The sequence below is a fragment of the Planomonospora algeriensis genome (assembly GCF_977012225.1).
This window is the reverse complement of the sequence record NZ_CDRNDK010000153.1, coordinates 1-13,221: the sequence shown is the minus strand read 5'-3', so window position 1 is coordinate 13,221 and position 13,221 is coordinate 1. Positions and strand designations below refer to the sequence as shown.

10 protein-coding genes and 1 pseudogene are annotated in these 13,221 nt (G+C 74.2%); 8 read left to right on the top strand and 3 right to left on the bottom strand.

Annotation, left to right across the window (positions count from 1 at the left end; genetic code table 11):
- Window positions 1-42: 42 nt before the first annotated feature.
- Window positions 43-756, bottom strand: coding sequence for a FadR/GntR family transcriptional regulator (locus ACWJ6R_RS17430; protein WP_449063230.1), 714 nt, complete (start codon window positions 754-756; stop codon window positions 43-45).
- 120 nt (window positions 757-876) lie between these two features.
- Here ACWJ6R_RS17430 and ACWJ6R_RS17425 point away from each other — a divergent pair.
- From ACWJ6R_RS17425 to ACWJ6R_RS17415, 3 genes and pseudogenes are all read left to right on the top strand, one after another.
- A pseudogene (locus ACWJ6R_RS17425) lies at window positions 877-1,681 on the top strand ((Fe-S)-binding protein); the annotation flags it as partial.
- Between the two features lie 179 nt (window positions 1,682-1,860).
- Window positions 1,861-3,351: a lactate utilization protein B gene (locus tag ACWJ6R_RS17420; protein WP_449063229.1), complete on the top strand. Its 1,491-nt coding sequence runs from the start codon at window positions 1,861-1,863 to the stop codon at window positions 3,349-3,351.
- A 25-nt stretch (window positions 3,352-3,376) separates the two neighbouring features.
- Entirely contained in the window at window positions 3,377-4,003 is a 627-nt protein-coding gene (locus ACWJ6R_RS17415) for a LutC/YkgG family protein (protein WP_449063228.1), read from the top strand.
- Between the two features lie 91 nt (window positions 4,004-4,094).
- Here ACWJ6R_RS17415 and ACWJ6R_RS17410 read toward each other — a convergent pair whose 3' ends face one another.
- Both ACWJ6R_RS17410 and ACWJ6R_RS17405 read right to left on the bottom strand, forming a co-directional pair.
- Window positions 4,095-5,168, bottom strand: a complete 1,074-nt coding sequence (locus tag ACWJ6R_RS17410; RefSeq protein ID WP_449063227.1) for a baeRF2 domain-containing protein — start codon at window positions 5,166-5,168, stop codon at window positions 4,095-4,097.
- Window positions 5,169-5,320: 152 nt separating this feature from the next.
- Window positions 5,321-5,743 carry a DUF2795 domain-containing protein gene (locus ACWJ6R_RS17405; protein ID WP_449063226.1) on the bottom strand — a complete coding sequence of 141 codons (423 nt, stop codon included), beginning with the start codon at window positions 5,741-5,743 and terminating at the stop codon, window positions 5,321-5,323.
- Between the two features lie 199 nt (window positions 5,744-5,942).
- On the opposite strand from ACWJ6R_RS17405, the gene cbiE reads away from it, so the two are divergent.
- The 5 genes from cbiE to ACWJ6R_RS17380 all read left to right on the top strand — a co-directional run bounded on the left by cbiE (window position 5,943) and on the right by ACWJ6R_RS17380 (window position 13,128).
- Complete coding sequence (gene cbiE / locus ACWJ6R_RS17400) at window positions 5,943-7,238, top strand: precorrin-6y C5,15-methyltransferase (decarboxylating) subunit CbiE (protein WP_449063225.1); 1,296 nt, start codon at window positions 5,943-5,945, stop codon at window positions 7,236-7,238.
- A 32-nt stretch (window positions 7,239-7,270) separates the two neighbouring features.
- Window positions 7,271-8,098, top strand: a complete 828-nt coding sequence (locus ACWJ6R_RS17395) for a sirohydrochlorin chelatase (RefSeq protein ID WP_449063224.1) — start codon at window positions 7,271-7,273, stop codon at window positions 8,096-8,098.
- A 96-nt stretch (window positions 8,099-8,194) separates the two neighbouring features.
- Window positions 8,195-9,358: a nicotinate-nucleotide--dimethylbenzimidazole phosphoribosyltransferase gene (locus tag ACWJ6R_RS17390; RefSeq protein ID WP_449063223.1), complete on the top strand. Its 1,164-nt coding sequence runs from the start codon at window positions 8,195-8,197 to the stop codon at window positions 9,356-9,358.
- Window positions 9,359-9,514: 156 nt separating this feature from the next.
- Window positions 9,515-10,750 (top strand): uroporphyrinogen-III C-methyltransferase, encoded by a 1,236-nt coding sequence (cobA, locus tag ACWJ6R_RS17385; RefSeq protein WP_449063222.1) that lies wholly within the window; start codon window positions 9,515-9,517, stop codon window positions 10,748-10,750.
- On the top strand, window positions 10,747-13,128 hold the full coding sequence (locus tag ACWJ6R_RS17380) for a GTPase (protein ID WP_449063221.1): 2,382 nt from the start codon (window positions 10,747-10,749) through the stop codon (window positions 13,126-13,128). Before cobA ends, ACWJ6R_RS17380 begins: the two co-directional genes overlap by 4 nt.
- Window positions 13,129-13,221 lie beyond the last annotated feature (93 nt).

The window sequence follows — 13,221 nt, the reverse complement described above, 5'->3', positions numbered from 1 at the left end:
CGGCGTCGTGCCGCCGGGCGGGCGCGGCCGCTCCGGCCGGGATCAGTCCGGCGAGCCCGGCGGGCCCGGCGGATCCGGATAGGCGCGGGTGAGGTGGTCGGCGATCGCGGCGGACGCCTCCTCGGAATCGCCGGACGCGATCGCCTCGTAGATCCGCCGGTGGTCGGCCATGAGCAGGTCGGTGACGCCGAGCCGTTCGACCGCCTCGACGGCGTGGCGCTGCACCGTGGCGCGCAGGGCGTGCATCGTGGCCGCGAGCAGGCGGTTGCCGGACAGTTCGGCGATCGTGAGGTGGAACTCGGCGTCGTGCAGGACGAACTCGGCGGCGCTCCCGGCCCGGTCCATCCGCGCCAGCGCCGCCCGGAGCCGGTCCAAGTGACCGGGGGTGACGTTCCCGGCGGCGTGCCGTACCGCCCACTGCTCGATCATCATCCGGGTCTCGGCGACCTCCCGCATGGAGAGGCTGGACAGGCCCACGTGCAGCCGGAGCAGGTCGGCGAGGGCGCCGGCGGGGCGGGCGGTGAGCACCGCGCCCGCGTCAGGGCCCCGGCCGGCCTGGGAGGAGACCACGCCCAGCGTCTCCAGTACCCGCATCGCCTCGCGCACCGATGAGCGGCCGACCTGGAGCTGCTCGGCGAGCTGCCGCTCGCCCGGCAGCCGGTCGCCGACCGTGAGGCCGTCCTCCGCGATGCGCCGCTCGATCTGGGCGATCACGTCCTCGAACGCCCGGGTACGCCGGACCGGCTCCCATCCCATGCCGTCTCCCTCGCCGTGGTGGGGTGGTCCTTGTCGGGACCTATGGTCAGACCATACTCTGGTCAGACCATACTCTGGTCAGACCATACTCTGGTCAGACCATAGGTCGGAAGGAGCGCCGTGCGCGTCGCCCTGTTCATCACATGCGTCAACGACACCCTCTTTCCCGGCACGGGCCGGGCGGTCGTGACGCTGCTGCGCCGCCTGGGGTGCGAGGTCGACTTCCCCCAGGCGCAGACCTGCTGCGGCCAGATGCACGTCAACACCGGATATCCGGAGGAGGGGACCCGGCTGGCGCGGCACTTCGCGGACGTCTTCGCCGGATACGACGCGGTGGTCACGCCCTCCGGATCGTGCGCCGCCATGGTCCGCGAGCAGTACCCCCGGCTCGCCCGCACCGCCGCCGCGGCCGGGCGCCCCGTCCCCCCCCGGCGTGGCCGGGACCGTCCGGAGGGCCGGTGGACGGGCCGCCGGGTGGATGGCGGCCCCCTCCTTCGCCGAGGAGGTGGCCGGGCTCGTGCCGAAGGTCCACGACCTCTCGGAATTCCTGGTCGACGTCCTCGGGGTCACCGACGTCGGCGCCTACTTCCCGCACCGGGTGACCTACCACCCGACCTGCCACTCCCTGCGGGGGCTCCGCCTGGGCGATCGCCCTGCCCGCCTGCTGGAGCAGGTCAGGGGGCTGGAGCTGGTCCCGCTCCCCGGCGCGGAGGAGTGCTGCGGGTTCGGCGGCACCTTCGCCGTCAAGAACCCGGCGGTCTCCGCGGCCATGTGCGCGGACAAGGCGCACAACGTCATGGCGACCGGCGCCGAGGTGCTCTGCGCCGCGGACAACTCCTGCCTGATGCACATCGGCGGCGCCCTGGGCCGCCAGCGCGCCGGGATCCGGGTCATGCACCTGGCGGAGATCCTCGCCGCCACCGAGGGCGGGACCGCCGCGGTCCCGGCCGGACCCGCCACCCGGACCCCCGCCGCGACCACCGGGGCGGCCCCTCCGGAGCCGGGCGCCGGAACCCTCCCCGGACCGGGCACGGCGGCACACGGACCGGACCCGGCGGCCTCCGGACCGGGCACGGCGGCACACGGACGCCCGGGGGAGGAGCGATGAGCGCCACCTTCCTCGGCATGCCCGCCTTCCCCCGCAACGCCGCGCGGGCCGTGGGGGACTCGCAGTTGCGCTTCAACCTCCGCAAGGCCACGCGCACGATCCGCGGCAGGCGGGCCGCGGTGGTCGGCGAGCTGCCGGGCTGGGAGGGACTGCGGGCCGCGGGCAAGGAGATCAAGGACCACACCCTGCGCCATCTGGACCGCTACCTGCTCCAGATGGAGGAGGCGGTCACGCGGGCCGGCGGGCGGGTGCACTGGGCCGCCGATGCCGACGAGGCCAACCGGATCGTCGCCGCCCTCGTCGAGGCCACCGGCGAGACCAGCGTGGTCAAGGTCAAGTCGATGGCCACCCAGGAGATCGGCCTCAACGAGGCGCTCGCCGCCCGGGGTATCACCGCCTACGAGACCGACCTCGCCGAACTGATCGTGCAGCTCGGCGACGACCTCCCCTCGCACATCCTCGTCCCCGCGATCCACCGCAACCGCTCGGAGATCCGCGAGATCTTCCGGGAGAAGATGGCCGAGTGGGGGCGGGCGGCGCCCGAGGACCTCACCGACGAGCCCCGTGCCCTGGCCGAGGCCGCCCGGCTGCACCTGCGCGAGCGCTTCCTGTCGACGAGGGTCGCGGTCTCCGGCGCCAACTTCATGATCGCGGAGACCGGCACCCTGGTGGTGCTGGAGTCCGAGGGCAACGGCCGCATGTGCCTGACCCTGCCCGAGACGCTGATCAGCGTGGTCGGCATCGAGAAGCTCCTGCCGACCTGGCAGGATCTGGAGGTCTTCCTCCAGTTGCTCCCGCGCTCCTCCACCGGCGAACGGATGAACCCCTACACCTCCACCTGGACCGGTGCGTCCGAGGGACAGGAGTTCCACCTCGTCCTGCTCGACAACGGCCGCACCAAGGTCCTCGCCGACGAGGTCGGCCGCCAGGCTCTGCGCTGCATCCGCTGCTCGGCCTGCCTGAACGTCTGCCCCGTCTACGAACGTGCGGGCGGCCACGCCTACGGCTCGGTCTACCCGGGCCCGATCGGCGCCATCCTCATCCCGCAGCTGCGGGGTGAGGACTCCGCGGCCCCCTCACCACCCGGCGGTCGCGTGCCGGCTTCTGCGACCGCTGTGTCGCGCGGTCGCATGCCGGCTTCTGCGACCGCTGAACTGGACGCCTCGCTGCCGTACGCGTCGTCCCTGTGCGGCGCCTGCTACGAGGTCTGCCCGGTCGCCATCGACATCCCCGAGGTGCTCGTCCACCTGCGGGCCAAGGCGCCCCATCCGCGCGCCGAGCGCCTGGCCATGCGCGCCGCCGGCTGGGTGCTCGACCGCCCCGAGCGGCTGGCCCGCGCCCAGCGCCTGTCCGGCCGCCTGCGCCGGTTCGTCCCCAGGCGGCTGCCAGGCCCGGCGGCGGCCTGGACCGACACCCGCGACATCCCCGACATCCCCGCCGAGTCCTTCCGCGACTGGTGGGACCGCACCGACGGAGGCACCCGATGAGTTCCCGCACCGACGGAGGCGCCCGATGAGCTCCCGCGACCTCATCCTGTCGCGTGTGCGCGCGGCCGTCGCCGGGGCGCCCGACGTCCCGCGCACCCGGCCCCGGGCCGCCCCGGCCACGGCGGTGGAGCGGACGGTGGAGCTGTTCGCCGAACGGGTCGCCGACTACCGGGCCGTCGTCCACGTGGTGGGTCCCGGAGAGGCCGCCGGAGTGATCACGGCCGCGCTCGCCCGCCGGGCGGCCGAGCGTGTCGTCGTGCCCGAAGGCCTGCCGGAGGAGTGGGCGCACGCCGTACGGGCGCACCTGGGAGACAGGGCCGTGGGCGACGACCCGCCGCTGTCCGCCGCCGAGCTGGACACCGTCTGCGGGGTGGTCACGGGCTGCGCCGCGGGGATCGCGGAGACCGGCACGATCGTGCTCGACACCGGTCCGGGACAGGGCCGCCGGGCGCTGACCCTGGTGCCCGACTACCACCTGTGCCTCGTGCGGGCCGGGCAGATCGTGCCGGGGGTGCCCGAGGCGGTGGCCGCCCTCGACCCGGCCAGGCCGCTGACCTGGATCAGCGGCCCCTCAGCGACCAGCGACATCGAGCTCGACCGGGTCGAGGGCGTACACGGCCCGCGCACGCTGGAGGTCGTCGTCGTCCGCTGACGGAACCCCCACCGGACGGCCGGAGACGCGGCGGCCGCCCGAGGGGCATCGGACCGGGCGGCCGGACACGGAACGGGGGAAGGGCATCGGGTCAGAAGCGGAGCACCGCACCGACCCCGTCGGGGGCGTCGAGCTCGGGGACGAACCACAGGGCGGCGTCCGTCGCGCAGACCGCCCGGGCCAGCGCGGCGTCCGCGCGGTCCTGCCAGGGCTCGGCCACGCCCCACTCCTGCATCTCGTCGCGCTCCACCGCCAGCTGCGTGCCGTCGGGCCCGACCCACAGCAGACCGTCCGCGTCGGGCCGGTCGACGAGCAGCAGGGTGTCCACCCGGCCCTCGCGCAGCGCGCGTGCCGCGGCGGCCAGACCGGAGACGGCCAGCTCCTTGGCGGACCCCTCCTGATAGCGCTCCAGCAGCTCCTCCCGCCTGCGGTCCAGCCAGGAGTCGATCGCCGACTCCACGTCCTGGTTGAAGGGGAGCGGATCGCTGCCCGTGGCCCTGCTCCCGTGGTCCACCGTGACCAGGATGGCGGAGGCCTCCTTGCCGAGGCTGTCCTGGAGCAGCGGCCGGGACTGCGGGTCGCCCGCCACGACCACCAGCTCGGCTCCGACGCGGCGGACCTCCTCGTCCACCGCTTCGGCGACCGCCCTGGCGTTGCGCGCCCAGGTCTCCTCCACGTTGTTCTCGTAGTGCCGCTGCGACCATCCGCCCTGTGCGGTCTTCTGATGCGGCCAGTCCTGCACCTGCACCGCCGTACGGCGCGGCGCGCCCGAACCGACGGTGATCACGTCCGCGCCCAGGTGGTCGATGACCACCCGCACGTGCGGCACGTTCTCGCCCCGCTGGGCGAGCAGCGGCATGACGTGGGGCAGCGCCGACCAGCGGGCGGTCGCCCTGCGGGGCGGCTCCGCCAGGGCCTCGGTGTAGAGGACCTCGCCTCCCGCGGCGAAGGCCGCCCGGCCCGGCGCCGCCGCGTCCGCGTCGGTGAACAGCTTCTCCAGAGCCGCCAGGGTCGGCTTGTCGGCGCCGGCCAGCTGCTCGCTCAGCGCCTCCCAGCGCAGCTGGACCTGGTCGCCGCCCTGCTCCATGGCGCGGTCGGTGTTGAGGTACGCCGAAGCGAACGGCCCCTCGCGGTCGTACAGGGATCGGAGCATGTCCAGTTTCATCAGCACTCCTCAGCGCGGATACCCCGTCCTCGGACGGGGAGAGACGGATGCTCCCGCCTTCAGCGGGGGGAGGAGCGGTGAGAGCGGGAGCCCTCGCGGGCGGAGGCGGGCCTCCCCCTCGCGAACGGGGCGATGAGGGGGAGGCCCGCAGCTCAGCCCTGGTCCTTGTCCTCGGTGCCGTACCCTAGCGCCTGCGCCACGTCCGCCATGTTGGCGAAGGTCGCGTTCGGCAGCGACCGGACGGCGGCGAGCACCGAGTCCGGGGCGCCCTGCTCCCGGGCGCGGGCCAGCAGGGCGTCGCGGTCGGCGGGGAACACGCCGGTGCCGCTGATCCACTTGGCCAGGTTGCCGCGGCGCTCCACGTCCGCGGGGGTCATGCCGCGCGGGGCGCCCGGTTCGCGGTCGGAGGGCCGGGACGCCGACCGGGACAGGCCGCCCTCGCCCGGAGCCGGCATGGGCTCGGGCTCCTTCCACTCCTCGGCGTGCGTGGTGCCTCCGCTGCGGGTCATCCCCTCGGTCTCGTGCTTCTGCTGCTCGTCCAGTCGCGAACCGTGCTTGGCGCTTCCGCGTTCCATCTGGAGCCACCCCTTTCAGCTGCGGATAATCCACACCCATACCCGGCGGCTCCGGGGCAAACATCCGGGCCGCCTCCGGACCGGCGGGCTTTGACCTGCGCATTCCGCGAGAAGAGGAGAACGTGACCGCCATCCGAGAGCCGCTCTGGCCTGATCGCCGCGCGATCGTCACTCTGGAGGGCGAGGACGGTGAGCATCGATGATCACAGTTGTCGGGGTCGACGGGAGGGCGCTGTCCCCGCTCGCGCGGGCCAGGCTGGAGGAGGCCGCCGTGCTGGCCGGGCCGGACCGGCTCCTGGAGCGCGTCCGCCCGCTGCCCAGCGGGGCCCGGGTGGTCGGCGGGCCGCTCGGGCGGGCCGTGGAGGTCCACCGGGAGCACGGCGGGAGGCTGGTCGTGCTCGCCGCCGGAGACCCCGGGCTCTTCGGCGCGGTCGCGGAGCTGCGCGGGCACGGCGTCGTCCCGGAGGTGGTCCCCGCCCCCTCCCTCGTCTCGCAGGCCTTCGCCAGAGCCGGGCTGGCCTGGGAGGACGCCCTGGTCGTGACCGGCGAGCGGCTCGACCGGGTGGCGAACGCGTGCCGTGCCCACCACAAGGTCGCCGTGCTCGTCGCACCCGGCGTCGGCCCCGCCGAGATCGCCAGGGAACTGGCCCCCACCACCCCCCGGGCCCTGATCGTCTGCGAGGACCTCGGCGGCCAGGACGAGCGGATCACCCACAGCCGGATGGGCGAGGCCACCACGCGGCCGTGGAAGAACCCCGAGGTCGTGCTCGTCCTGGACCCGCTGCGCCGGAGCCCGGACGAGCCCGCGTGGGTGGCCGGGGCCCGGCCCGGTCCTGCGGGATGGGCCCGGGACTTCGCGGGCGCCGGTCTCGACCCCGTGGTCCGGGCGTTCGTACTGGCCAGGCTCGGACCCCGGCTCGGAGACCTGATCTGGGACGTCGGCGCGGGCGGCGGGGAGATCGCCGTGGAGTGCGCCCTGCTCGGTGCGGCCGTGGTGGCGGTGGAGCCCGAGGAGGAGGCCTGCGCCCGGCTGCGCCGCAACGTCATCGCCCACGGGGTGAAGGTCGCGCTGACCCGGGGCCGGCGCCCGCGGCCCTGGAGCCCCTGGCCGACCCGGACGCCGTCTTCGTCGGCGGAGGAGGGACCGAGGCGATCGCGGCGTGCGCGGTCCGGAGCCCCCGCTCCCTGGTCTGCGCGCTCAGGACGGCCGAGCAGGCCGGCGCGGCGCTGGAGATCCTCCGCGAGCACGGCTACCGGGCCGAGAGCGTGCGGATCGAGGCGTCCCGGACGGCCGGCGCGCACCGCGGGGAGACGGTGGAGGAAGCCGGCGCGCACCGCGGGGAGACCGGCGGGAACGGCGCGGGCCACCGCCCTCCCGGCTCCGGACCGGTCTTCGTCGTGTGCGCCGCCGGCCGTGAACGGAAGAAGATCATCGTCCCGTGACCTGTTCGGGAAGAACCGTCATCGGATATCCTCGCCAGTCGCCGTTGCGTAATCCCAGGTCAAGGTCATTGGAGTCCTCCTCACATGAAGCCGCCGCTGCTGCTCATCGGGCAGGGCTCACTCGATGACGGCGGATCCGCCGAGTTCGGCAGGTTCGTCCACCGGCTCCGATGCCGCCTCGACAAGACCGCCGCCGACGTCTCCGGCGGCTACATCGCCAAGGCCAGCCCGCGCCTCAGCGACTCGATCGCCTCGCTGGTGGCGCGCGGGCATCACCGCATGGTGGCGCTCCCGCTGAGCCTGGCGGGCGACCTGCGGACCGGCACCGAGATCGCCGCCGCGATGGCCCGGGAGCAGGAGCTCCACCCGACGCTCGCCTGCGACTACGGCCGCCCCCTGGGCTGCGACCCGCGCCTGCTGGCGCTGCTGGCCGAGCGACTGGCCGACGCCGCCGCCGAGGTGCCCCGGCTCCGGCTCGTCGCGGCCGGAGGCGGACTCCTCGACGAGGAGCCCGAGGAGATCGGGCTCGGTGAGACCGCCGTGGTCCTGGTCGGCGACGGCTCCGGTGACCCGATGGTCAACGCCGACGTGCACGGGGTCTCACGCCTGTTCTGGGAGACCCACGCCCACGAGTACATGACCGTGGAGACCGCCTTCGCCTCACTGGCCAGGCCGGGCGTCCCCGGCGGGATCGAGCGCTGCCGCCGCCTCGGCGCCCGGCGGGTGATCGTGCTGCCCTACCTGCTGTTCGCCGAGGGCCTGCTGGAGAAGGTCTGGGGCCAGGCCATGGCCTACGCCGCGGGCCACCCCGACCTGGACATACGCTGCGCGGAGGCGATCGGCGACTGCGAGGGCCTGGCCGACGTGGTCGTCGAACGCTACGAGGAGGCGCTCGAAAGAGCCTCCCGCTGAACCGCGAGGGCTCCGCGCGGGCACCGGGAGAGCGGAGCGAGGGCTTTGCGGGACTTCGCGGGGACTTCCGGAGGGCTTTTCCGGGACACTGATGGCATGACCATCCTTGAGCAGACCCTCGCAGCGATCCGGCCCGCCGACCCGGAGGCCGTCGCCGAGGCGCGCGCCCACCAGGACCGGCTGACCAAGCCCCGGGGTGCGCTGGGCGTGCTGGAGGAGGTGGCGGTACGGCTCGCCGGCGCCGCCGCCGTCAGCCCGCCGCCGATCCCCGCCCCCGCCGCGCTGGCCATCTTCGCCGCCGACCACGGTGTCCACGCCCAGGGTGTGAGCCCCTGGCCGCAGGAGGTCACCCAGCAGATGGTGGGCAACTTCCTGGCCGGCGGCGCCGTGGCCAACGCCTTCGCCGGCCAGGTCGGCGCCACCGTGACGGTCGTGGACGTCGGCGTCGCCGCCGACCTGCCCCCCGCGCCGAACCTGATCGTCGACAAGGTCGCGTACGGCACGGCGGACCTGTCCGAGGGCCCGGCGATGACCCCGGCACAGGCCGTGGCCGCGCTGGAGGCCGGCATCGCGGTGGCCCGGCGCCTGGTGGACCGGGGCGCCCGCTGCCTGGTCACCGGGGACATGGGCATCGCCAACACCACCGCTTCGGCTGCCCTGATCTGCGCGTTCACCGGCAGGGACGCGGCCGAGGCGACCGGCAGGGGGACCGGGGTCGACGACGAGACCCTCACCCGGAAGGTGGAGGTCGTCCGCCGGGCGCTGCGGGTCAACGGCCTGGCCGGGGCCGCGGACGGACGGTCCGGACAGGCCGGGGACGGACAGGTCCCGGACGTGACCGCCCGGCCGGCGCGGGCCGGAGAGCCTCCCGCAGGCGACGTCCTCACCGGGCCGGCGCTGAGGACGCTCGCGGCGGTCGGCGGCCTGGAGCACGCGGCGATCGCGGGATTCATCCTGGGCGCCGCGTCGCTGAGGGTGCCGGTCATCCTGGACGGGGTGATCGCGGGATCGGCCGCCCTGGCCGCCGCGGCGCTCGCCCCTGACGCGGTGGACCACTGCGTGGCGGGGCACCGTTCGGCCGAGCCCGGCCACGCGCTCGCGCTCGCCCATCTCGGCCTGCGTCCCCTGGTCGAACTGGAACTCCGGCTCGGTGAGGGGACCGGCGGGCTGCTGGCCCATCCCCTCGTGTGCGCGGCGGTCCGGGTCATGCACGAGGTGGCGACCTTCGACTCGGCGGGGGTCACCGAGAAGGGCGCCTGACCTGCGGAAGCCGCCGGGCGGACGTCGGCCGGCGGCGATCACAGGTCTTCTTCACCGTTGTTAACAAGGTGGAAGCAAACGACGCGCCGGGAGCCGGTAGGTTTACCTCCTAACGCACGCGCTTCACCATTCGTCGTGAACGGGAGATCTGTCGTCATGTCGTCGCCCTATCTGCTCGGCCTGCGTCTCTCCGGGCGGCGGGTGCTCGTCGTGGGCGGAGGCCGTGTCGCCCAGCGGCGGGTGCCGGCCCTGCTCGACGCCGGTGCCCTGGTCACCATCGTCTCCACGAGCGTCACGCACGCCCTCGACGACCTCATCGCGACCGGCCGCGTGACCTGGGAGGCCAGGCCGTACCAGGTGGGAGACGTGGACGGGGCCTGGCTGGTGCACGCCTGCACCGATGACAGGGCGGTGAACGCGGCGGTGGCCGCCGAGGCGGAGGCCAAGCGGATCTGGTGCGTGCGCGCCGACGACAAGGACGCGTCGGCCGCGTGGACCCCGGCCAGCGGGCGGGTCGACGAGATCGGCGTGGCGATCACCGCGGGCGGCGATCCCCGGCGGGCGGCGGGGATCCGGGACGCCGTGGTGGGAGCGCTCCGCGACGGCACCGTCGACGCCAGGCGCAACCGGACCAAGCCGGTCGGTGTCGCGCTGGTCGGAGGAGGGCCGGGCGACCCCGGCCTGATCACGGTCCGCGGGCGGCAGCTGCTCGCCCAGGCCGACGTGGTCGTGGCCGACCGGCTGGCGCCGCAGGCTCTGCTCGACGAGCTCTCGCCGGACGTCGAACTGATCGACGCGGCGAAGATCCCCTACGGCCGCTACCTGGCCCAGGAGAAGATCAACGAGCTGCTGGTCGAGCACGCCCGGCAGGGCAAGTTCGTCGTCCGGCTCAAGGGCGGCGACCCGTTCGTCTTCGGCCGGGGCGGCGAGGAGATGCTCGCCTGCGCCCGGGCGGGGATCCCGGTCGTCGTCGTCCCGGGGATCACGAGCCCGGTGGCGGTGCCCGCCGCGGCGGGCGTGCCCGTCACGCACCGCGGGGTGAGCCAGGAGTTCCACGTCATCTCGGTGCACGTCCCGCCGGGCGACGAGAGGTCCACGGTCGACTGGCCGAACCTGGCCCGATCGGCGGGAACGCTGGTGCTCATGATGGCCGTCGAGCGGATCGCGGTGATCGCCGAAACGTTGATCCGTGAGGGACGTTCGCCGGAAACTCCCGTAATGGTGGTACAGGACGGTACTCTTCCCACCCAGCGTGCTCTTCACGCCACGCTGTCCACAGTGGCGGAGCGTGTGACCGCGGCTGGGATTCGGCCACCGGCGATCGTGATCGTCGGCGACGTCGTGAAAGTCGGCCAGGAGGTCGAGATGGTTCGAGCGGAGCGGGTTCCGTGAAATCGGCTGCTGACAAGCCCGTGCACCCGGCTGAGGGCGGCCACCGGCTCGACTCCGTCCACGGGGAGGAGCCGGAGGGCGCCTTCCCGGAGCATGGGGAGATCCCCGGGGAGCAGACGCTGACCTTCCAGGCGATCCGTGCCGACGAGGAGGGCGTGCCCACCGGCTCCGCGGAGGCGGAGGACGCCGGAGACCCGCCCGCGGATCCCGGCGCGGGCGGCGGAGAGGCCGCAGGGGACGACCGCGCAGGAGAGGAGACGGCCGGGGACGGACGCTCCGCGGAGGCGCGTCCGCAGGAGACACCCCCTGAGGACGGGCCGGATTCCGCGCGGGACGACGGTGAGGCGGATCAGGCCGGTCCTGGCGACGCGGATGATTCAGCCGACGTGGATCAGGCCGGTCCTGGCGACTCCGGCGATTCGGATGATCCAGACGACGGTGAGGCGGATCAGGCCGGTTCTGACGACTCCGACGATATGGATGGTCCGGACGGATCGGCCGACTCCGGTGACCTGGACGGTCCGGGCGCCCCGGACGACCCCGATGCCTCCGTCGGCCCGGACGACGCCGGCGGCCAGGACGGCCCCGACGTCTCCGGAGGCCAGGACGACGCCGTGGTGGTGGTCGCGGACGCGGACCTCGACGGGGCCGGGGAGGAGAGCGGCGCGGCCGCCGAGGAGCGGGTCCAGGAGAAGCCGCTGCCCGACGAGGTCTCCGAGGCGCTGACCGCCGCGCTCGCGGCGCTGCGCGACAGCGTCACCGATCTCGCCTTCGGCCTGGACCTGCCCGGCGTGGAGGAGGCCAGGAAGGCCAGAGCCGAGATCCTGGCGCAGCTCGACGACTACGTGATCCCCCGGATCCACCTGAGCACCGCGCCGGCGCTCATCGTCGTCGCGGGATCCACCGGCGCCGGCAAGTCCACCCTGTTCAACACCCTGGCCAACGCCAACGTCAGCCCCACCGGCGTCCGCCGGCCGACCACCGGGACCCCCGTCCTCGCCTGTCACCCCGACGACCGTGAATGGTTCGCCGAAGGCGGCCTGCTCGGCAGCCTGGAGCGGAGGGAGGCCTCCGACCCCGGGACGGGACCGGACGGGCTCGTGCTCGTCTCCACCGAGCGGCTGCCGCCGGGCGTGGCGCTGCTCGACACCCCCGACATCGACTCGGTGGTGGAGGCGCACCACGAGATCGCCCACCGCATGCTCGACGCGGCCGATCTGTGGATCTTCGTCACCACCGCGGCCCGTTACGCCGACGCCCCGGCCTGGCGGCTGCTCCGGCTGGCCAAGGAGCGCGGCGCCCGGCTGGCGATCGTGCTCTCCCGCGTCCCGGCCAGGTCACGCGAGGTCGTCACCAAGCACTTCGTGCGCATGCTCACCGAGTACGGCCTGGGCCAGGTCGACCGCTTCGTCATCAACGAGAGCAAGGCCGCCGACGGGATGCTGCCCGATCACGAGGTCACCGAGCTCAGGCTCTGGCTGACCGAGCTGTCGGTGGACGACCGGCGGCGCGCGCAGGCCGTACAGGCGACACTGGCCGGAGTGCTCGACAGCTTCCGGACCCGGGTCCCCGCCCTGGCCAGGCAGCTGGAGGTCCAGCTGGCCCTGCGCGCCGAGCTCCGGGGCGACGTCGACGCCGCGTACGGCGGGGCGATGGCCGAGATCGACGAGGCGACGAGGAACGGCTCGCTGCTGCGCGGGGAGGTGCTGGCCCGGTGGCAGGACTTCATCGGGTCGGGCGACCTCATGCGTGCCCTGCACCTGCGCAAGCCCGGCAGATTCGCCGGGAAGGCGAGCCACCAGGGGCCCGAGCGGCTCAGCGCGCTGAAGACCGCCCTCCGGACCGGCCTGGAGTCGGTCGTGGTCTCCGCCGCCCAGCGCGCCGCGGAGGAGACCGTGTCGCGCTGGCTGAACCGGCCGGGCGCGGGGGAGACCCTGGCCGCGGTGCCGGGCCTGGGGGAGTCCTCCGACGACCTGCCGCGCAGGGTCGGCCGGGCCGTGGCGTCCTGGCAGGACCACCTCGTCGGACTGATCCGCACGGAGGGCGTGACCAAGCGGTCGGTGGCCAGGCTGGTCTCGTTCGACGCGGAGTCCCTCGCGTTGATCCTCGCGATCGGGATGTTCGGCTACGGCACCGCCGAGGTCGAGGTCGCGGGCAAGAGCGCCCTGCCGCAGCGGCTGCTGCACGCGCTGCTCGGCGCGGAGTCCCTGCGCAGCATCAGCGCCAAGGCCCGCAGCGATCTCCGCACCCGGATCGGCACGCTGTTCGACGACGAGGTCTGGCGCTACGTCCAGGCCATCGACGGCGCGGGTGTCCCCGACGAAGCCGCAGCCACCCGTCTCTACCAGGCAATGTACAACCTTGAGGTCGCCCGATGAGGAGTGAGTCCCGCGCCGCGCGCGCCGGAACCGCCGTGCGCGCATCCGTCATGACGCCCGGCGAGGCGCGCCGGGCCCGGGCGTCCGCCCGGT

Bases quoted from the DNA above. Each gene is read 5' to 3' on its own strand.
- ACWJ6R_RS17430 (WP_449063230.1), bottom strand. From the start codon at position 756: ATGGGATGGGAGCCGGTCCGGCGTACCCGGGCGTTCGAGGACGTGATC.
- ACWJ6R_RS17390 (WP_449063223.1), top strand. From the start codon at position 8,195: ATGACCATCCTTGAGCAGACCCTCGCAGCGATCCGGCCCGCCGACCCG.
- ACWJ6R_RS17395 (WP_449063224.1), top strand. From the start codon at position 7,271: ATGAAGCCGCCGCTGCTGCTCATCGGGCAGGGCTCACTCGATGACGGC.
- ACWJ6R_RS17410 (WP_449063227.1), bottom strand. From the start codon at position 5,168: ATGAAACTGGACATGCTCCGATCCCTGTACGACCGCGAGGGGCCGTTC.
- ACWJ6R_RS17420 (WP_449063229.1), top strand. From the start codon at position 1,861: ATGAGCGCCACCTTCCTCGGCATGCCCGCCTTCCCCCGCAACGCCGCG.
- cobA (WP_449063222.1), top strand. From the start codon at position 9,515: ATGTCGTCGCCCTATCTGCTCGGCCTGCGTCTCTCCGGGCGGCGGGTG.
- ACWJ6R_RS17415 (WP_449063228.1), top strand. From the start codon at position 3,377: ATGAGCTCCCGCGACCTCATCCTGTCGCGTGTGCGCGCGGCCGTCGCC.
- ACWJ6R_RS17405 (WP_449063226.1), bottom strand. From the start codon at position 5,743: ATGGAACGCGGAAGCGCCAAGCACGGTTCGCGACTGGACGAGCAGCAG.
- cbiE (WP_449063225.1), top strand. From the start codon at position 5,943: ATGATCACAGTTGTCGGGGTCGACGGGAGGGCGCTGTCCCCGCTCGCG.